Annotated in this window: 23 protein-coding genes; all 23 read left to right on the plus strand. The window is 29.0% G+C overall.

Annotation, left to right across the window (positions count from 1 at the left end; all coding sequences use genetic code 11):
* Nucleotides 1–3: 3 nt before the first annotated feature.
* The 23 genes from BUB33_RS00800 to dnaG all read left to right on the plus strand — a co-directional run bounded on the left by BUB33_RS00800 (nt 4) and on the right by dnaG (nt 21031).
* The gene (locus tag BUB33_RS00800; protein WP_072971776.1) at nt 4–747 is read left to right on the plus strand and encodes an RsmE family RNA methyltransferase; all 744 of its coding nucleotides are present in this window, start codon (nt 4–6) and stop codon (nt 745–747) included.
* Complete coding sequence (gene mtaB, locus BUB33_RS00805) at nt 747–2039, plus strand: tRNA (N(6)-L-threonylcarbamoyladenosine(37)-C(2))-methylthiotransferase MtaB (RefSeq protein ID WP_072971779.1); 1293 nt, start codon at nt 747–749, stop codon at nt 2037–2039. The genes BUB33_RS00800 and mtaB overlap by 1 nt, the downstream gene beginning before the upstream one ends.
* A 57-nt stretch (nt 2040–2096) precedes the next feature.
* Nucleotides 2097–2438 carry a histidine triad nucleotide-binding protein gene (locus BUB33_RS00810; RefSeq protein WP_072971782.1) on the plus strand — a complete coding sequence of 114 codons (342 nt, stop codon included), beginning with the start codon at nt 2097–2099 and terminating at the stop codon, nt 2436–2438.
* A gap of 106 nt (nt 2439–2544) precedes the next feature.
* On the plus strand, nt 2545–2727 hold the full coding sequence (gene rpsU, locus BUB33_RS00815) for a 30S ribosomal protein S21 (RefSeq protein WP_072971785.1): 183 nt from the start codon (nt 2545–2547) through the stop codon (nt 2725–2727).
* Nucleotides 2728–2743: 16 nt separating this feature from the next.
* Complete coding sequence (locus BUB33_RS00820; protein WP_072971788.1) at nt 2744–3187, plus strand: GatB/YqeY domain-containing protein; 444 nt, start codon at nt 2744–2746, stop codon at nt 3185–3187.
* Between the two features lie 134 nt (nt 3188–3321).
* Entirely contained in the window at nt 3322–4608 is a 1287-nt protein-coding gene (locus tag BUB33_RS00825; protein ID WP_072971791.1) for an NfeD family protein, read from the plus strand.
* A 1-nt stretch (nt 4609) separates the two neighbouring features.
* Nucleotides 4610–5587, plus strand: a complete 978-nt coding sequence (gene floA / locus BUB33_RS00830; RefSeq protein WP_072971794.1) for a flotillin-like protein FloA — start codon at nt 4610–4612, stop codon at nt 5585–5587.
* A gap of 11 nt (nt 5588–5598) precedes the next feature.
* Nucleotides 5599–6045, plus strand: coding sequence for a hypothetical protein (locus BUB33_RS00835; RefSeq protein ID WP_072971797.1), 447 nt, complete (start codon nt 5599–5601; stop codon nt 6043–6045).
* Nucleotides 6046–6116: 71 nt separating this feature from the next.
* Nucleotides 6117–6395: a sporulation protein YqfC gene (yqfC, locus tag BUB33_RS00840; protein WP_072971800.1), complete on the plus strand. Its 279-nt coding sequence runs from the start codon at nt 6117–6119 to the stop codon at nt 6393–6395.
* Between the two features lie 11 nt (nt 6396–6406).
* Entirely contained in the window at nt 6407–7609 is a 1203-nt protein-coding gene (gene yqfD / locus BUB33_RS00845; protein WP_072971803.1) for a sporulation protein YqfD, read from the plus strand.
* Nucleotides 7610–7611: 2 nt separating this feature from the next.
* Nucleotides 7612–8583 (plus strand): PhoH family protein, encoded by a 972-nt coding sequence (locus BUB33_RS00850; protein ID WP_200778084.1) that lies wholly within the window; start codon nt 7612–7614, stop codon nt 8581–8583.
* Between the two features lie 240 nt (nt 8584–8823).
* Nucleotides 8824–9288 carry an rRNA maturation RNase YbeY gene (gene ybeY, locus BUB33_RS00855; protein WP_072971806.1) on the plus strand — a complete coding sequence of 155 codons (465 nt, stop codon included), beginning with the start codon at nt 8824–8826 and terminating at the stop codon, nt 9286–9288.
* A gap of 4 nt (nt 9289–9292) precedes the next feature.
* Complete coding sequence (locus tag BUB33_RS00860) at nt 9293–9997, plus strand: diacylglycerol kinase (protein WP_072971809.1); 705 nt, start codon at nt 9293–9295, stop codon at nt 9995–9997.
* 11 nt (nt 9998–10008) lie between these two features.
* A complete protein-coding gene (locus tag BUB33_RS00865) occupies nt 10009–11061 on the plus strand; it encodes a DUF3048 domain-containing protein (protein WP_072971812.1) in 1053 nt (350 codons plus the stop codon).
* Nucleotides 11062–11111: 50 nt separating this feature from the next.
* Nucleotides 11112–11531, plus strand: coding sequence for a cytidine deaminase (locus BUB33_RS00870; RefSeq protein WP_072971816.1), 420 nt, complete (start codon nt 11112–11114; stop codon nt 11529–11531).
* Entirely contained in the window at nt 11524–12408 is an 885-nt protein-coding gene (era, locus tag BUB33_RS00875; RefSeq protein ID WP_072971819.1) for a GTPase Era, read from the plus strand. The genes BUB33_RS00870 and era overlap by 8 nt, the downstream gene beginning before the upstream one ends.
* A 13-nt stretch (nt 12409–12421) precedes the next feature.
* Entirely contained in the window at nt 12422–13162 is a 741-nt protein-coding gene (gene recO / locus BUB33_RS00880) for a DNA repair protein RecO (RefSeq protein WP_072971822.1), read from the plus strand.
* Between the two features lie 273 nt (nt 13163–13435).
* A complete protein-coding gene (gene glyQ, locus BUB33_RS00885) occupies nt 13436–14323 on the plus strand; it encodes a glycine--tRNA ligase subunit alpha (RefSeq protein WP_072971825.1) in 888 nt (295 codons plus the stop codon).
* Complete coding sequence (gene glyS, locus BUB33_RS00890) at nt 14316–16394, plus strand: glycine--tRNA ligase subunit beta (protein WP_072971829.1); 2079 nt, start codon at nt 14316–14318, stop codon at nt 16392–16394. Before glyQ ends, glyS begins: the two co-directional genes overlap by 8 nt.
* 33 nt (nt 16395–16427) lie before the next feature.
* A complete protein-coding gene (gene ccpN / locus BUB33_RS00895; protein WP_244969130.1) occupies nt 16428–17069 on the plus strand; it encodes a transcriptional regulator CcpN in 642 nt (213 codons plus the stop codon).
* Between the two features lie 13 nt (nt 17070–17082).
* Nucleotides 17083–17910 (plus strand): pyruvate, water dikinase regulatory protein, encoded by an 828-nt coding sequence (locus BUB33_RS00900; protein ID WP_084725016.1) that lies wholly within the window; start codon nt 17083–17085, stop codon nt 17908–17910.
* Between the two features lie 187 nt (nt 17911–18097).
* Complete coding sequence (locus tag BUB33_RS00905; RefSeq protein ID WP_072971835.1) at nt 18098–19114, plus strand: deoxyguanosinetriphosphate triphosphohydrolase; 1017 nt, start codon at nt 18098–18100, stop codon at nt 19112–19114.
* A gap of 93 nt (nt 19115–19207) precedes the next feature.
* Entirely contained in the window at nt 19208–21031 is a 1824-nt protein-coding gene (gene dnaG, locus BUB33_RS00910; RefSeq protein ID WP_072971838.1) for a DNA primase, read from the plus strand.
* Nucleotides 21032–21034: the final 3 nt, after the last annotated feature.

Below are 21034 nucleotides of genomic sequence, written 5' to 3' on the forward strand. Positions count from 1 at the left end.
GATATGCATAGATTTTTTGTTGGAGAAGAACAGATTTTTGATGATATAATAGAGATAATAGGAAGCGATGTAAAGCATATAAGGGATGTACTAAGGCTTAAACCAAATGAAAAAATTGAAATTTCTGCAAATGGAGTTACGTATACTTGTAATATAGAATCTTTATTAAAGAATAAAGTTATTACAAGAATAATAAATAAGACTAAGGGGATTAATGAATCTCAAATTGATATTATATTATATCAAGGGTTGGCTAAGGGTAGCAAGATGGATTTGATTGTACAAAAATGTACAGAAGTAGGAGTAAAAAAATTTTATCCAGTAATAACTCATCGTTCAGTAGTAAAAATAAAAGACATAAAAAAAGAACAATCTAAAGTTGAAAGATGGAATAGTATAGCAGATGAAGCTGCAAAGCAAAGTAAGAGAGATATTTTACCAAAGGTACAAAATATTGTTTCTTTTGATGAAATGATAGATTTATTAAAAGACGAAGATAATATAATAGTTCCATATGAAGATGAAAAAGGAACTGTAATAAAAGAGAAATTGAAGGGAATTAGCGATAAAAAAATACATTTAATAATAGGACCTGAAGGCGGATTTGAACCTAGTGAAATAGAAAAGTTAAAAAATGTAGGAGCTAATATAGTAACTTTAGGGCCACGTATACTGAGAACTGAAACAGCAGGAATTGTTGCAGCTACAATAATACTTTATGAACTTGGAGATTTGGGAGTGATTTAATGGACAAAGTAGCTTTTTATACCTTAGGATGTAAGGTGAATCAATATGAAACAGAAGCTATGGAGGAGATATTTGAAAAAAATGATTATGTTATAGTAAATAGTGATGAAATAGCTGATATATATGTAATAAATACTTGTACTGTTACAAATTTATCTGATAGAAAGTCTAGACAATTTATATCTAGGGCAAAAAAGTTAAATAAAGATGCCATAATTGCAGTTGTAGGATGTTATTCTCAGGTATCTCCTGATGAAGTGGAAAAAATAGAAGGAGTAGATGTTATAATTGGCACCACTGAAAGAAATAGAATTTTAGAACTATGTGAGAAAGCTAAGGCAGAAAATCAAAGGATAAATATCGTTAGAAATATAAAATCACAAAAAGAATTTGAGCCTATAAATATAGATGATATCAAGTCTAAAACAAGAGCTTATATAAAGATACAAGATGGATGTAGTCAGTTTTGTTCTTATTGTATTATTCCATATGCAAGAGGACCAATTAGAAGCAGGTCATTGGATGAGATTGTAGAAGAAACTCAAAAATTGGCTAGTGCTGGATTTAAAGAAGTTGTTTTAACTGGTATTCATGTTGCATCCTATGGGAAAGATACAGATAAAACTCCTTTAGTTAAAGTTTTGGAAGAAGTAGGAAAAGTAAAAGGTATAGACAGAATTAGACTTAGCTCTTTAGAGCCAACACTGATAGATGAAAATTTTATGAAATCAATACTTAAAATAGGTAAAGTATGTGATCATTTCCATCTATCATTACAATCTGGTTCTGATACAGTTTTAAAAAGAATGAATCGAAAATATACAACATCTGAATATAGAAATATTGTAAGCATTATAAGAAAATATATGCCTAATGCAGGAATTACAACTGATATAATCGTAGGATTTCCTGGGGAAACAGAAGATGAATTTAATGAAACATTAGATTTTGTAAAGGAAATTGGGTTTTCTAGAATACATGTATTTAAGTATTCTCCAAGAAAGGGAACTCCAGCATCTAAATATGAAAACCAAGTAGATGGAAATATTAAAAACCAAAGATCGGAATGTCTAATAGCTTTAGGAGAAGAATTAATGTTAAAGTTTAATTCGAAATTTATAAATTCAACGCTATCTGTATTATTTGAAGAAGAAAGCAAAGGAGAAAAAGGTAATATAGAAGGATATACTACTAATTATATTAGAGTTAAGTCTAAAAAAGATATTAATATGATTGGGAAGATAGTAGATGTTAAAATTAATAAAATAAAAAATGATTTTTTATTAGGATAGTAGATGACTTTAATATAATAATATAATAAGATAGTATATAGCAAGGAGGTGGATGAATTGACAAATTGCTTATTTTGTAAAATTGTTAATGGTGAAATACCTAGCAATTTAATATATGAAGATGAAAGAGTAGTAGCATTTGAAGATATTAACCCACAAGCACCTATCCATTACTTAGTAATTCCAAAGAAACATATACAATCAGCAGCTCATTTAGAAGAAAAGGATAAAGAGCTTATAGGACATATTTTTTTTATAGCATCTCAAATAGCAAAAGATAAGGGTTTAGATGAAGGATATAGGATAGTTAATAATTGTGGCATAGATGGAGGTCAAACTGTAGAGCATCTTCATTTTCATATACTAGGAAAAAGGAAAATGTTATGGCCACCAGGCTAAATACTAGTTGAAATATTATATATTATAATGTATAATAGTCTAGTGCAAACCCCTTATTAGGGATAGTATGAAGTACTCTTGCAGTAGAGAGAGGAGGGAGAAGTCGATGTCAGAAATTAAGGTAGGAGAAAACGAATCTCTTGATAATGCGTTAAAAAGATTTAAAAGACAATGTGCACGTGCTGGCATTTTAGGTGAAGCTAGAAAGAGAGAACATTATGAAAAGCCAAGTGTAAAACGTAAAAAGAAATCCGAAGAAGCTAGAAGAAAGAAATTTTCTAAGTTTTAATTGAGAAGGTGAAAGAATGTCCCTTAAAGAAAAACTTATGGAGGATTTAAAAGACTCCATGAAATCTAAAGATACAATAAAAAAGAATACTATCACTATGGTAAGGGCAGCGATAAAGCAAAAAGAGGTTGATGAAAGAATAGAAGTATCAGAAGAAGCCATACTAGACATTATATCAAAACAATTAAAAGAAAAAAGAATGGCGATTGAAGATTTTAAAAAAGGACAACGACAAGATTTAGTTGAACTAACAGAAAAAGAAATAGAAATTCTCTTACAATACTTACCCAAACAGCTTTCTGAAGAGGAAGTAGAAGAAATTGTAATTGAAACTATAAAGGAAATAAATGCTACATCTATGAAAGATATAGGCAGTATAATGAAAGCTGTAATGCCAAAAGTAAAAGGTAGAACTGATGGCAATATTGTAAATAAAATAATAAAAAAAGTATTTGATTAACCTGGGTCAACTCCCAGGTTTTTTGATAAATAAAATTGTTAGTTATTTTACAATTATATGGGTAATAGTATAAATAAAGATATTATCTATAAGGATATATTATATTTTAAATACATATAATTGGAGGTGCTTAAATGAAAAAAACTAAATCAATTATACTATTAATATTTATGGCAATATTAATAGTATCAAGTAATGGATATGCAGATGAAAAAAGAGATGTATATATAGTTCCAATAAAAGGTGAAATTAATAAAGCCACTTATAACTTTTTAAATCATACCATGAATAAATTGATTAAAGAGGACCCTGCAGCAATAATATTTGAAATAGACACATATGGAGGACTAATTAATGAGGCAGAAAAAATAAAGTCTCTAATTATGTATTCTCCCATACCAACTATTTCTTATGTAAATAGTAAGGCAGAATCAGCAGGGGTATTAATTACCATTGCTGCAGAAAAAGTTGTTATGGCAAATTCAGCTACTATAGGATCTGCCGAGACCATACCAAATACAGAAAAAATACTTTCAATGTGGCGAGGTCTTTTGAGGGATACAGCCCAATATCGAAATAGGAATTCGGAAGTTATAGAGGCAATGGCAGATAGAGATATTGAGATTGAAGGGTTAGTAGCTAAAGGTAAATTAGTAAACTTAACTTCGTCAGAGGCAGTTCAGTATGGGATAGCTGACTTAACAACAGATAGCTATTATGAAATGCTTAATTATTTTAATCTAGAAAATGCAAATGTACAAAGAATAGATGAAAGTCTTCAAATAAAATTAGCTAAATATATATCCAATCCTTATATAAGTAGTTTATTGTTAACTTTAGGCTTTATTGGATTGGTAGTTGAAATATTAACACCAGGTTTTGGAATCGGGGGAACAGTTAGTATAATTGGCTTCGGATTATATTTTGGAGGAAATATTTTAGCTGGGAATTCACATTGGACATCATTGGCTTTATTTGTGACAGGACTAATTTTATTAGTCATAGAGGCAATAGTGCCTGGATTTGGATTCCCCGGAATTAGTGGTATAATATTGGTAATAGTAGGTACTATATTAGCTATGGATTCATTAGGAATAGCAATATTTTCTTTAAGCATAGCCATAATAATAACAACAATAGTTACTATAATATTAATAAAGATGGGCTTTAAATCTAAAATGCTCAACAAGATTGTTTTAGATACAGAATATAAAGATGAGAAAGGATATTTATCTGTTGATTCTATGAGTCAATATATGAATAAAAAAGGAACTAGTATAACAGAACTTCGCCCTGCTGGGTTTATAGATATAGAAGGAATAAAATTAGATGCATTGTCAGATGGTGGTTTTATTCCAAAAGGTATATCTATAGAGGTGGTAAGGGTAGAAGGTTCAAAAATATTTGTTAGGAGGTTGTAATATGCCATATTTACCAATAGGGTTCGCCCTAATCATTATTATCCTTGTAATGCTTTTTTTCTCATTCGTACCAGTAGGACTTTGGATTACAGCATTTTTTTCAGGAGTTAAAATTTCTATGTCAACTCTAATAGGAATGAGACTTAGGAGAGTATCTCCGTCTAGAATAGTAAATCCAATGATAAAGGCAACAAAAGCAGGTTTAGTTATTAGAATAAATGAATTAGAAGCACATTATCTAGCAGGAGGAAATGTAAATACCCTAGTAGATGCTTTGATTGCAGCTCAAAGAGCTAATATCCCACTAGAATTTGAAAGAGCAGCAGCAATTGATTTAGCAGGTAGAAATGTACTAGAAGCAGTACAAGTATCTGTTAATCCAAAAGTAATTGAAACCCCACAAATTGCAGCAGTAGCTAAGGATGGTATTGAAGTTATAGCTAAAGCAAGAGTTACTGTTAGAGCTAATATTGAAAGGTTAGTTGGAGGAGCTGGAGAGGAAACCATTATCGCTAGAGTAGGTGAAGGTATTGTAACTACTGTAGGAAGCTCTAATTCACATAAAGATGTATTGGAAAATCCAGACAGCATATCAAAGACTGTTCTTAATAAAGGGTTGGATTCAGGAACAGCATTTGAAATATTATCTATTGATATAGCTGATGTGGACGTTGGTAGAAATATAGGTGCAAAACTATTAATGGAACAAGCAGAAGCTGATAAGAGAATTGCTGAGGCGAAGGCAGAAGAAAGAAGAGCAATGGCAGTAGCTAAAGAGCAGGAAATGAAGGCTGACGTACAGGCTATGAGGGCTAAAGTAGTAGAAGCAGAGGCAGAAGTGCCGCTAGCGTTAGCATCAGCTCTTAAAACAGGTAATTTAGGAGTCATGGATTATTATAATATGAGAAATATATTAGCAGATACAGATATGAGAACATCTATATCAAAAATAGCCGAAGACGATAAGAAACAGAAATAAGGGGGGATAATATGCCCGGTCCTTTATTATTTTTTATAATAATAATATTAGTAGATACAATTTTAAAATCAGTCAAAGATAAACAAAAGATACAAAAAAAACAATCTACAGCTTCTAGACCTTTGGCAGATCTCAAAAAAATATTGGTAGAAGAAATTGAAAAAGAAAAGCAGAGAGAAATAACAAAAAGACAAGAAAATTCTGTTCAGAGAAAAAAATATCCTTCTAATGACAAGAAATCAAAGAATATTAATGAAGAAACAAAAGAAAAAGACTTATCATGGGAAATAATAAAAGAAGAAAAACCTATAAAACAAAATAAAAATATGGATATATCAGTAAAAAATGAAAAAGAAAATCAAGAAAGAGATTTAAGAAAAGATGTGTTAAGGGGAATAATATTTTCCGAGATACTATCAGAACCAAAGAGTTTACAAAATCAAAAAAGAAGTCTGTAAAATTTACAGACTTCTTTTTTGATTGGAATAGTACCTATATTTTGGGCATAGAATTAATTGGAGGGATGAGGATGAAACGACAGATAGAAAATGTAAAATACAATATTTCAGAAGCTTTAGAATTGCCTATAGATATTATGATGGATTTACCAAGATTAACCCTTATAGGAAATGTTGAAGTTTCATTGTTAAATCACAAAGGAATCATAGAATATACAAAAGAAGTAATTAGAATAAATACAAAGGTGGGAATCTTTAAAATAACAGGAGAAGAGTTAGAGATAAAAACCATACTTTCTGAAGAAATTATTATTGTTGGATTAATAAATGATATAGAAATAATAAGCTAGGGAGTGTTGTTATGCTAGCTATAAAAATATGGAATTATTTTAGAGGATATGTTATTATTAGGGTTGAGGGTCTAACTTTGGAAAGATTGTTAAATTTAGCCGCAAATTATAATATATATCTATGGGATATAAAAAGATATAGTAATATTGTTATTGAGATGAAATCTACAACAAAAGGATTTAAAGAACTTAGGGATATAGTAAAGAAAGTTGGATGTAGAATAGAGATAAAAGAAAAAATTGGATTTCCTTTTATAATACTGAAATTAAGAGAAAGAAAAATGTTATTAGCAGGATTTTTATTATTTTTATCAATGATTTTTGTATTAACATCAACTATTTGGAAGATAGAAATAATAGGAAATGAACAAACTCCAAAAGAAGAGATAAATTCCTTACTAAAGGATAATAATATATTTATTGGCAAACTTAAATTTAATATAAATAAAGAATCCATAAAAGATATTTTAATAGATAACTATGATTACTTTTCATTTATTTCGGTAAATATAAAGGGAACAAAGTTAATTATAGAAATTAGAGAACAGGATTTGCCACCAGAAAAGATAGATAAATCCTATCCATGTCATGTAGTAGCAAAGAAAAAGGGTGTAATAGTTAAGGTGATTCCTAAAAACGGAAAGGCAATTGTAGAGAAAGGTCAAGTAGTTAATGAAGGAGAAATCCTAATTACGGGTATACTAAACAATGAAAACACTCAAGAAAACATATTAGTTCATGCAGAAGGGGAAGTATTTGCTTTAACAAGATATAGTAGTATTATTAAAGAGCCTATAATAAAAAATGAAGAAACTTACACAGGAAAAGTTTATAAGCAAAGAGGAATAAAAATTAAAGATAAAGGCATTATTTTCATGAAAGGTAACATTCCTTTTTCTAATTATAAGGAATTTGAAGTAGAAAAAGATTTAATTACTCTTGGAAAATTGGGTATAGAATTTCCTATTAAAAAAGTTGATCATGAATATAAGGAAGTAGAAACAAAAGAAATAAAGCAAAATATAGACTTTCTGAAACAATCTACTCAAATTAAAGCAGTAAAAGAAATAAATAAGGAATTATCAAAAGATGCACAGATACAATCAAAAAATACTAGATATCAAATAGAGGAGAACATATTGATAACACAAGTTGTGGTTGAAACTATAGAAAACATAGGAAGAAAACAAATAATTGGAAATAGGGAGGATTAAATTTGCCAAACAATATAGAAGAAAATAGCATAATAATAGAAAATCACGAGATTATTAGAGAAATATTTGGAGAACTTGATGAGAATATTAATATAATTAAAGAAGAACTAGGTATTAATATTGCTATTAGAGATGATAAAATAAAATTATATGGTAATAAGGTATCTATAGACTTAGGAGAAAAACTGATTTATAATTTAATAGATATAGTAAAAGAACAAGGTAAACTAGATGAACATAATTTAAGATATTCCATAAAGCTTTTGCTTGAGGGACAAAAAGAATATGTAAAAGAGCTACTTAAGGAAGTAATTTGTGTAACATCCTCAGGAAAAAGTATTAAACCTAAAACATTAGGTCAAAAAAGATATTTAGATTCCATAAGAAAAAATGATATAGTTTTTGGTATTGGACCTGCAGGTACTGGGAAAACTTATTTAGCTATGGCTATGGCAGTTCAATCATTTAAAAACAAAGAGGTAAATAGGATAATTCTTACAAGACCAGCAGTTGAAGCAGGAGAGAGTTTAGGGTTTTTGCCGGGAGATTTACAGGAGAAAGTTGATCCATATCTTAGACCAATTTATGATGCTTTATTTGACATACTAGGAGCTGAATCCTATGCAAAATATATGGAAAAAGGTTTAATAGAAGTGGCACCATTAGCTTATATGAGAGGTCGAACCCTAGATTCTTCCTATGTAATATTGGATGAAGCACAGAACACTACTAATGAGCAAATGAAAATGTTTCTAACTAGACTCGGATTTGGTTCAAAAGCAATAATTACAGGTGATATAACTCAAATTGATCTTTCTAAGGGAAAGGAATCTGGTTTAAAAACAATATCAAATATATTAAAGGATGTAAATGGTATAGACTTTATATATCTTTCAAAAAATGATATAGTTAGGCATCCTTTAGTTCAAAGAATAATTGAAGCATATGATAAATACGAAAATACAAATATATAAATCTATGAATAATAAAGAGTTTTACCAGTAAAATCGAAGATTGTATATTGGCTATTGCTTGTACATTTTACAGCAATCCTTTTTTTTATAGTGAATAGAAAAGTTCTATTTTAATTTATTATAAAAAAGAACTTTCTCTGTAAGTAAGTTTATAAATGGGTATTTTATAAATAAAGACTATAAATTGTTGGACAAGATTAAATATAGATAGAAGAAATGGGAAATCGGAGGAATAAAATAATGGATATATATATAGATAATAGGCAGGATAAAGTTCAGATTGAAGAAGAAATCAATATAATAATTGAAAAGGTAGCTAGAGAAGTATTAAGTCTTGAAAATATGTCTTTAGATTATGAAATTAGTGTATCTTTTGTAGATAATAGAGAAATAAGAGAATTAAATAAAGAATATAGAGGAGTAGATAAGGATACAGATGTATTGTCCTTTCCCATAGATGATGAATTTGATTTAGAAGGTCCAATATTATTAGGAGATATAATTATATCTCTTGAAAAAGCTCTAGAACAATCAAAAGATTTTGGACATTCATTGTATAGAGAAGTAGCATATTTAACAGCTCATTCAATTTTTCATTTATTAGGATATGACCATATGGAGGAAGATGAAAAAAATATAATGAGAGAAAAAGAAAAAGAAATAATGAAGAAATTAAGGATTTTTAAAGATAATAAAGGAGAGTAATATAATGAGAAAAAAGACTCTCATTGATAGTTTTAACTATGCAGTATCTGGTATTATAATAGCATTAAAGACTGAAAAAAATATGAGGATACATTATTTAATTGCTATTGGAGTTATAATATTAAGTCTTTTCTTTGACTTCTCAAGGACAGAATTTTTACTTCTTTTATTTTCAATATCTTTAGTAGTAGTGGCAGAAATGGTCAATACTGCTTTGGAAAGAGTAATAGATTTAATTACACAGGATTATCACCCATTAGCAAGATTAGTAAAGGATGTAGCTGCTGGTGCAGTTCTTATTGCAGCTATAAATTCTGTAGTGGTAGGATATCTTTTATTTTTTGATAGATTAAATTCTAGCACAGATATATTATTTTCAAAAATTAGAGGCTCACCTATTCATTTAACATTTGTAGCTCTATTGGTTGTAATATTGCTAACTATAGGATTGAAGGCAAAGTTTTATAAAGGAAGAGGCACACATTTTCAAGGTGGAACAGTAAGTGGTCATGCTGCTATATCGTTTTGTATAGCTACTATAATAGCATTCCTAGCTCATAATATGTTAGTAACGACCTTGGTTTACAGTTTAGCTATTCTTGTTGGAGAAAGTAGGATAGAAGGCAAGATTCATACTCTTACGGAAGTGTTATTAGGGGCTATAGTAGGAACAATAGTAGGAATTTTAGTATTTCAAATCATAGGATAAGGGGGAAAAAAATGAAACTTAAATTTAAAATTATTTTAGTTGCAATTTTTGTAGCATTATTATCTAGTAGTTGTAAAAAAGAAAAAATAGAAGAACCAGTTGCAGTAGAAAATCCTAAAGAGGAAGAAAAAGTAGATGAAGATGATTTAGCAGAAGAGGTTCCAGTAAAGATAGAAATACCTTCTCCTTTAAGTGGAATATATGCAGCAGAAGAAAAGGTGAATAGAAGACCAGTAGCTATTATGTTTGATAACCATCATGGTGCTAGATGGCAAGCTGGATTAAAGGATGCTGAAATAGTCTATGAATTTTTAGTTGAGGCTCCTTATACGAGATATATGGGTATATATTTAATAAATGATCCGGCTTCTATAGGACCCATTAGATCAGCTAGACCATATTTTATAACAACTGCATTAGAATATGATGCTGTTTATGCCCATGTGGGAGGGAGTGAGCAGGCTAAATCTGATATTAAAACATTAAAAATAGCCGATATTGATGGATTGACTAGCTCTAATAAAGTGTTTTGGAGAAAAAAACATAAAAAAATGCCACATAATCTTTATTCTAGTATGGAAGTTCTAAGAACTACCCAAGAAGAGAGAAAATATAAAATGGCTGGAGAATATACCTCATTTAAATTTAGAGAAGATGATTTAGATATAGATGGGGATATGGCCAATAAAATTATAATAGACTATAGAAAAAATAATAATACTGAGTATAATTATGATAATGAAAAGAAAAATTATACTAGAAAAAAAGATGGTAAGCTACATATAGATGAAGTAGATGAAACTCCAATTGTGGCTAAGAATATAATAATTCAAAAGGCAAAGACTAAAGTATTAGATAAAGATGGCAGACTAGAAATTCAATTAGTAGGTGAAGGGCAAGGAAAATATATAACAAATGGTAAGACTATAGATATAAAATGGGTAAAAAAATCAAGAAAGGATAAAACTAAATACTATAATCTAGAAGGAAAAGAAATAATTCTTAACCCAGGGGTAACATGGATTCAAGTAGTAGAACCAACAACTAATATTACTATAGAGTAAAAATTATGGTGCATATTTAAATATAAGTTGATTTTAAGAGGAGGTATTTTGTGGATATAAAAAGATTAATTAGAAAGGCTTTAGAAGCACAAAAAAAAGCATATGTACCCTATTCTAATTTCCATGTTGGTGCAGCATTAATTACAGAAGATGGTGAAGTTTTTACTGGATGCAATATAGAAATATCATCTTACTCACCTACATTATGTGCAGAAAGAACTGCTATCTTTAAAGCAGTATCAGAAGGGCATAAAAAGATTAAAGCTATAGCAATAGTAGGAGATGCAAATTTCACTTATCCTTGCGGAGTTTGTAGGCAAGTCATTAGAGAGTTCGGGAAAGATGCTATTATAATTATAGCTAATTCAGAAGACGAATATAGAGAGTATAAGCTAGATGAATTATTACCACATAGTTTTGGACCAGAGGATTTAGAAGACGGAAATACTAGGGGTGGAGAAAATGTATAAATCAGGATTTGTAACAGTAATAGGAAGACCGAATGTAGGAAAATCAACATTATTAAATCAAGTAATCGGTGAAAAAATATCTATAATATCAGACAAACCTCAGACTACAAGAAATAAAATTCAACTTGTATATACAGAAGAAAATAGTCAGATAGTTTTCTTAGATACACCAGGAATACAGATGCCTAAAAACAAACTTGGTGAATATATGTTAAAAATTTCAAAAAGTACCTTAGAAGAAGTAGATGTTGTTACTTTTATGGTGGACAATAGTATGGAAACTGGTTCTATGGACAATCTTATTATAGAGGATTTAAAATATATATCTACTCCTATAGTATTGCTAATAAATAAAACTGATAAACTTAATGAAGAAGAAATACTGCAGTTAATAGATAAATATGATAAAATGAATATGTTTGAAGAAATAATACCTATATCTGCAATAAATAACACTAATATAGATAAATATATTGAAGTGTTAAAAAGAATCATACCAGAAGGACCCCAATATTTTCCCGATGATATGATAACAGACCAACCTGAGAGATTTATTATAGCCGAAATAATAAGAGAAAAAGCTCTTTTAAGTTTAGAGGAAGAAGTGCCCCATGGAATTTATGTAGAAATAGATGGTATAAAAGAAAGGGAGAATAAAAATATTGTAGATGTATTTGCAAATATTTATTGTGAAAAGGATTCTCATAAAGGAATAGTAATAGGCAAGAATGGTACTAAGTTAAAAGAAATAGGACAAAATGCAAGAGTAGATATAGAGGCTTTATTAGGGAGCAGAGTAAATCTTCAACTTTGGGTTAAAGTAGAAAAGAATTGGAGAGAAAGAGACAATAAAGTAAAATATTTTGGTTATAAATAACTAGGGGAATTTTATGCTAAAAACAGAAGGTATAGTGTTAAAGGAATTAAGATATAGAGATACATCTAAGATATTAAGTGTATATACAAAGAAATATGGAAAGATATCTATTATGGCTAGAGGAGCTTACAGACCTAAATCTCAAATGATAGCAAATAGTCAACCTTTTTCATATAATGATTATCAGTTATATAAGGGCAAAAACTTTTTTTATATTACTCAAGGAGATATATTAGACTCTTTCTATTCAATAAGGGAGAGAATAGAAAGAGTAACTTATGGATATTATATGCTTGAATTAATTGATAAATCCTTACCAGAAGAACAAGAAAATGAAAAAATTTTTAAACTTTTGATAAAAGGTCTAAAGGTTTTATCTTTTTTAGATAAAGACTATTTAAAATTTATTGTAGCCTATGAACTTAAATTCATATCTTTTTTAGGATACAAGCCCTATTTAGATAAATGTGTAGTATGTGGTTCCTTAAATAAGAAGGATATTAAATTTAGTGTATATGAGGGCGGAATAATCTGTGAAAAATGTGTTATTGAAGATCCTTTTAGTATTTCTATAAATGAAGAATTATATAAGGCTATGTATAATTTATTATATACCCCATTAGAGGATATATTTAATATCATTATGTCCAATGATTTAATCTACAAATTACATGATATAGCAGTAGAATATATATTATATAGTATTGATAGAAAAAAATTTAATACATTAGACTTAATAAAAACACTAGAATAGTGGCAGAAATTAAATGATATTAGCTATTTCAGCATAATATTTTAAGTTACATAGGCTTGACAATAAAATCAATTTTTGCTAAATTAATAATCATACAAAATGCATTATTATACGATGATGAAGAAAAGTACTATACACTTCTGAGTATACTTTATAAATGAAATACTCTCTCAAGGGTATTAAATAGGGTGGAACTGCGGAAGTAACCTTTCGTCCTATGAGGGATGTAAGGTTTTTTGTTGCCACTAATTGTAAAAATAAGGAGGTTTTTATATGTATTTTCAGGACTTAATGCTGAAATTACTAGACTACTGGGGAAATAAAGGATGTATAATATTAGAACCTTATGATGTAGAAAAAGGTGCAGGAACTATGAGTCCGCATACTTTCTTAAGAGCATTGGGACCAGAACCGTGGAAAGTAGTATATGTGGAGCCTTCCAGAAGACCCGCAGATGCTAGATATGGAGAAAATCCAAATAGAGTTTATCAGCATCATCAACTTCAAGTTATACTTAAGCCATCACCAGAAGAAGTTCAAGAAATGTATTTAGATAGTTTGAGGGTAATAGGTATAGATCCTCTTAAACATGATATTAGATTTGTTGAAGATAATTGGGAGGCACCTACTTTAGGAGCTTGGGGTCTAGGATGGGAAGTATGGCTAGATGGTATGGAGGTTACCCAATTCACATATTTCCAGCAAGTGGGAGGAATTAACTGCGAATTGGAATCAGCAGAACTAACCTATGGATTAGAAAGAATAGCAATGTATTTGCAAGATGTAGATAATATATTTGATATAAAATGGAATAAAGATTTTACTTATGGCGATATTTTTAATAAGGCAGAATATGAGCATTCAGTATATAGTTTTGAAAAGGCAGATATTGAAATCTTAAGAGGACTATTTAATACCTATGAAGAAGAAGTTAAAAAGATATTAGAATGTGGTCTTGTGTTACCAAGTTATGATTATGTACTTAAATGTTCTCATACATTCAATGTATTAGATGCAAGAGGTGCTATTTCTGTATCAGAGAGAACAAATTATATAGGAAGAGTAAGAAATTTAGCTAGAATAGTTGCAGCAAAGTACATTGAACAAAGAAAAGAAATGGAATATCCTCTAATAAAGAAGGAGGGTCTTATTAATGAATAAGAGTTATTTACTAGAGATAGGTGTAGAAGAATTACCAGCAAGGTTTGTTGGTGATGCTTTAGAACAATTACAAATGAATACTTCAAATTTATTCAAAGAGGAAAGAATAAATTATAACAATATGAGAGTTTACTCTACTCCAAGAAGATTAACTTTAATAATTGATGGATTAGGAGATAAACAAGAAGATTTAAAGGAAACAGTAAAAGGACCAGCTAAAAAAATAGCATTTGATGAAGAAGGAAATCCTACAAAAGCGTTACTAGGTTTTATGAGAGGGCAAGGAATAGATATATCCTCTGTTTATGTAGAAGAATATAATGGAACAGAATATGTTTATGCAAATGTTCTCAAAGAAGGAAATTCTATAGAACAAATAATAAGTAGAGATATGTCAAAAATCATTAAATCTATTAATTTTCCTAAATCTATGAGATGGGGTGGAAAAAACATAAGGTTTGCCAGACCTATTAGATGGCTGGTTTCATTATTAGATGACGAAATAGTGCCTTTTAATTTAGAGGGAATAGAAGCTTCTAATATTACAAAAGGTCATAGATTTTTGGGAAGCAGTAGAATTGTCATAAATCATGTAAATGAATATATTGAATCTTTAAGACAGAACTTTGTAATATTAGATCAGGCGGAACGAAAAGATATAATTAAATATGGTTGTGAGAAACTAGCAAAAGAAAAGGGCGGCAATTTACAACAGGATGAAAATCTTTTAGATGAGGTAACTAATATAGTAGAGTATCCTACACCAATGATTGGTAGGATAAAGGAAGAGTATTTATCTTTGCCCGCAGATGTTATTATAACTCCTATGAAAGAACATCTAAGATTTTTTCCAGTTTTAGATGATAAAAAAAGGTTATTACCTTATTTTATTACTGTAAGAAATGGAAATGAAGATTTCATAGAAACAGTTATAAAGGGAAATGAAAAGGTACTGGGAGCTAGACTAGAGGATGCTAAATTTTTCTATATGGATGATATAAAAAGATCACTGGAATCTTATGTTGAAGACCTTAAAACAATAGTATTCCAAGAAAAACTAGGTACTTTATATGATAAGACAAAGAGAGTACAAAATTTGGCTGTAAAAATAGGTGAATACTTAGAAGTGGGAGAAGAAACTGAGAAGAATATAGAAAGAGCGGGATATTTATCTAAGGCAGATTTAGTTACAAAAATGGTTAGTGAGTTTACAGAACTTCAGGGTAAAATTGGTATGGAATATGCTAAAACTTCTGAAGAAAATGAAATAGTAGGTTTAGCTATTTTTGAACAATATTTACCTAGATTTGCTGGAGATGAACTTCCAACTACTACTGCTGGCTCAGTACTTAGTATAGCTGATAAAATGGACACTATATCTGGACTATTTGCCATAGATATACACCCAACAGGTTCTCAAGATCCATTTGGATTAAGAAGACAAGCATTAGGGATTATAAATATAATATTAGAAAAGAAGTTAAATTTATCTATAAATGAATTAGTAGAAACAGCACTTTATTTTTATGTAGAAATAAATGGATTAGCTTTCGACTATAACAAGGTTAAAGCTGAAATAATTGAATTTTTTAATGGCAGAATAAGAAATATGTTTATGGATATGGGTATTAGATATGATATAGTAGATGCAGTAATCAGTACAAATATTGACGATATATATGATATGAAAATAAGAGCAAATAAGTTAAATGAATGGCTAAAGAAAGACGGATTATCAGAGATGTTATCCGCATTTAATAGAGTATCAAATTTAGCAGAAAAGGCTATTACAAATGAAGTTCAGAGAGATTTATTAACTGAAGATGAAATAGAATTATATGAAAAATTTAACAATATGGAAGAAAAAATAGATGTTTTAATAAATAAAAAAGAATATGATAAAGCATTAGATCAATTGGTAATATTAAAAGAACCAATAGATAATTTCTTCGATAAAGTTATGGTAATGGTAGAAGATGAAAAAATAAGAAATAACAGACTAGGTCTATTGAAGAAAATATATGATAAGATGTTGCAAATCTGTGACTTATCAAAGATAGTTAATAAATAATCTACTACTTATGTATCTAAAGTAGCCGAGATATTGGGGGAGATCATTATTCAATTAAATGAAAGACAAGAAAAGATAATAGATATAGTTAAGAGAAGTCAGCCTATTACCTCTGAAGCTATTGCAAATAAATTGGAACTTACTAGATCAACCCTACGACCAGATCTAGCTATTTTAACCATGTCTGGAATATTAGATGCAAGACCAAAGGTAGGGTATTTTTATACAGGCAAGACTAGCTTATCATATATTTCAGAAAAAATAAGAAATATAAAAGTATCAGAAGTAAAATCAATTCCAATAGTAGTAGATGAGTCCACTAGCATTTATGATGCAATAGTATTAATGTTCTTAGAAGATGTAGGTTCAATATATGTTACATCTAATGGTTTTTTATCAGGTGTAGTATCTAGAAAGGACTTTCTTAGAAATGCCATAGGTGGTATGGATTTGAATAAAGTTCCAATGGGAATGATTATGACAAGAATGCCTAATATTGTATATACGGAATTAGAAGACAGTGTTTTAGATGCTGCAGTGAAATTAATTGACCATGAAATAGATAGTTTGCCTGTCGTTGATATAGATAAAGATAAAAAAAATTACAAAGTAGTTGGTAGAATAACAAAAACAACCATAACAAGATTATTCGTGGAACTAGGTAAAAATGATTAAAGGGGGTAAAATTATGGATAAAAGTTTAACAATTTATGTGTTATCGGACTCCATAGGGGAAACGGGAGAGTTATTATCTCGTGCAGCTTTAAGTCAGTTTAATTCAGGAAAATACGAAGTCAGAAGATTCCCCTTTATTACGGCTGAAGACCAAATAATAGAAATATTTGAAGAGGCTAGAAGAGAACCTAGTGTTGTAATTTACACAATGGTAATAGAGAGATTAAAAAATTTTATAAATCTGAAGGGGGAGGAATTTAATATTCCGACTGTAGATTTAATGACTCCAGCTTTAAATGCAATTGAATCTGTTCTTAAATATCAACCAAAAAGAGAATCAGGATTAATTAGAAGACTTGATGAAAACTATTTTAGAAAGGTTGAAGCAGTTGAATTTGCTGTGAAATATGATGATGGAAAAGACCCGAGAGGTATAAAAAAATCAGATATAGTATTAGTAGGAATTTCAAGAACATCTAAAACACCTTTAAGTATGTATTTAGCTCATAAGAACTTTAAAGTAGCTAATGTACCTTTGGTACCAGAGGTTCCAGCACCAAGTGAATTATTTTTAAAAGATAAAAGAAGAATAATAGGACTTATTGCTAACCCATCTAAATTAAACGAAATTAGACAGGAAAGACTAAAGGCACTAGGATTAGCAGATAATGCAAACTATGCAAATGTAGATAGAATAAATTTAGAATTGGAATATTCTAGGGAGATAATGGAAAAGCTAGGATGTATAGTAATAGATGTATCTTATAAAGCTATAGAAGAAACTGCTGGACTTGTAATAGATCATATGAAGAAAAATTTCGGAGATAAGATCTTTGAATAGAAGTGTTTAGTGAAGCACTTCTATTTTATTTGTTAAATGTTAAAAATCTTAAAAAATTTAGCATAAAAGAAGGATTATTAAAACTTATGTTGTATATATATAATATGAATAATTTAATACTCAATATTATTAACTTAGATAGCTTAACTTTATTTAAAGAGTACGCATAACTCAAAGGGGTATATATATGAATATAAGATTGAGAATTGAAAAAACAGAAAAAGACAGTTTATCTCCATATGCTATGCTTAGTGAAAATTCAAAAGGAAGAAAGCTTTTTGAAAACAAATGTACAATAAGAACTGATTTTCAAAGAGATAGAGATAGGATAATTCATTCTAAATCTTTTCGCAGACTGAAGCATAAAACTCAAGTTTTTATAGCTCCTGAAGGAGATCATTTTAGAACAAGATTAACTCATACATTAGAAGTAGCGCAAATAGGAAGAACATTAGCAAGAGCACTTCTATTGAATGAGGATTTAGTAGAGGCTATAGCATTGGGTCATGATTTGGGACATACACCTTTTGGACATACTGGAGAAAGAGTATTAAATAAATTGCACCCTAAAGGATTTAAACACAATGAACAATCCATAAGGGTAGTTGATTTTCTAGAACATAAAGATGAACGAATAGGTTTAAATCTTACCTATGAGGTAAGAGAGGGTATAATAAATCATTCAGGAGGACAAAAATCTCAGACCTTAGAGGGTCAAGTTGTAAAATATGCAGATAGAATAGCTTATATAAATCATGATATTGATGATGCCATAAGAGCAGGAGTTATTAAAAAAGATGATTTACCTAAAGAATGTATTGAAATTCTAGGAAAAACTCATGGAGAAAGAATAAATACCATGATTTTAGATATAATTGAGAATAGTATAGAAAAAAATTACATTGTAATGAGTGAAGATGTTGGTAAAGCAACAAATAGATTGAGAGATTATATGTTTGAAAATGTATATCTTAATAAAAATGCAAAATCTGAAGAATCAAAGGCAGAATATGTTTTAGAGCAGCTATATATGTATTATTTAAAAAATACAACTGCTTTGCCAGAAGAACATTTAAAAATTTATAAAAACATAGATTGTGAAATAGAGGATATTATTTGTGATTATATTGCAGGAACAACAGATAGATATGCGGTTAATCTTTTTAATAATATTTTCATACCAAAACCTTGGCAAAAATATTAAAAAAAGAAGGATTTTTGATATTTATGTCGAATAATATAATATAGTGAAAAATTATTTAATAAGTTTTGGTAGGTGAGATATTTAGGTGATAATATGACGAGTTATATAAATGATGAAACAATTGAAAAGATACGAGATGCTGCTGATATAGTTGAGATTATTTCAGATTATATCCCATTGAAAAAATCAGGTGGCAACTATGTAGGATTATGCCCTTTTCACAATGAAAAAACTCCCTCTTTTACAGTTTCAGAGACTAAGCAATTTTTTCATTGCTTTGGCTGTGGAGAAGGTGGAGATGCACTAACATTCATAATGAAAAAAGAAAACTTATCTTTTCCTGAAGCTGTTAAGGTTTTAGCTCATAAATTAGGAATTGTTATTGAAGAAGAAAGACCTAAGAATGATAAAATATATCAAGAAAGAGAAAAGGCTTATGAAATAAACAAAGAGGCTGCTAGATTCTTCTTTAATAATTTAGTTAATAATCAAAATTCATTATCCTATTTATATAAGAGAAAAATAAATAATAAGGTTATAAAACAATTTGGTTTGGGATACTCATTAAATAAATGGAATTCTTTGCATAAGTATCTTGAATCTAAGGGATATAAGAATGAAGAAATAGAGAGAGTAGGATTAATTGGCAGAAAAACTGGAAAAGATGAATATTATGATAAGTTTAGAGATAGAATTATGTTTCCTATAATTGATACTAAGGGAAGAATTGTTGGGTTTGGAGGAAGAGTACTGGATAGCTCAATGCCAAAATATCTAAATTCCCAGGAAACTTTTATATTTAATAAGGGAAATCATCTTTATGGTCTAAACTTAGTAAATAAACTTTCAGATAGAAAAAAAATTATACTAGTTGAAGGATATATGGATGTAATCTCATTATTTAATAAAGGAATAAATTATGCAGTAGCAAGCTTGGGAACAGCTTTGACTGAAAGACAAGGTAAATTACTTAAAAGGTATGGAGAAAATATATATATTTGCTATGATTCAGATAAAGCAGGAATAAATGCTACAAATAAGGCGATACAAATATTATTAAAAGAAGGTATTGAGCCTAAAGTAGTAATATTAGGAGACTATAAAGATCCCGATGATTTTTTAAAGGAGAATAATGTAGAAGAGTTTGAGCATAAATTAAATCAGGCCCTTAATCATATAGATTTTAGGATTCATATTAATAAGCAAAAATATAATATTGATGAAGTAGAAGGAAAAATAAAATTTACAATTGAAATAGCTAAAATTATAAAAGAATTAAAATCACCAATAGAAAAGGATGTCTATATAAATAAAATATCTACTGAGATGAATATTTCAAAAGAAGCAATACAGAAGGAGATATTTGGTAATAATATAAAAATCAAGGAAAATAGAAGTTTCAAAGAGAAAATTACTATTTCTCCAATTAAAACAATATTACCATCTGCTAACTTTATTGCTGAAATAGATTTAATAAAGTTGATGATTTTTGATAAAGAATATTTTGATATATTAATTAAGGAAATTCCTTTAGATCAATATGAAAATTTAGAGTGTAGGGAGATCTTAAAAATAATGATAGACCTATATAACAAAGATGAGATTCTAGATGAAAATTTATTATATGAGAAAGTGAAGGAAATACAAGGTGTAGATATTAAATTACTAGATTCAATATTTAAAAGGCGAATAAATTTCTTACCTGAAAATGTAGATCAGATGATAAAAGACTTAACAAATACATTGAAACTTAATAAGTTGGAATCAAAAAGAGATAATATAAAAAAAGAAATTGAAGAATTAGAAAAAAAACAGGATAAACATCCTAATGAAAATGAACGATTTCTTAATCTGTGTATAGAACTAACTAAATTAAATAAAGAACTAAACCTCATGAGAAATGAGGAAGGGAGGTAAACC

Origin of the sequence: Tissierella praeacuta DSM 18095, from assembly GCF_900128955.1 — a bacterium.
In the GTDB taxonomy this organism is placed as follows: domain Bacteria; phylum Bacillota; class Clostridia; order Tissierellales; family Tissierellaceae; genus Tissierella; species Tissierella praeacuta.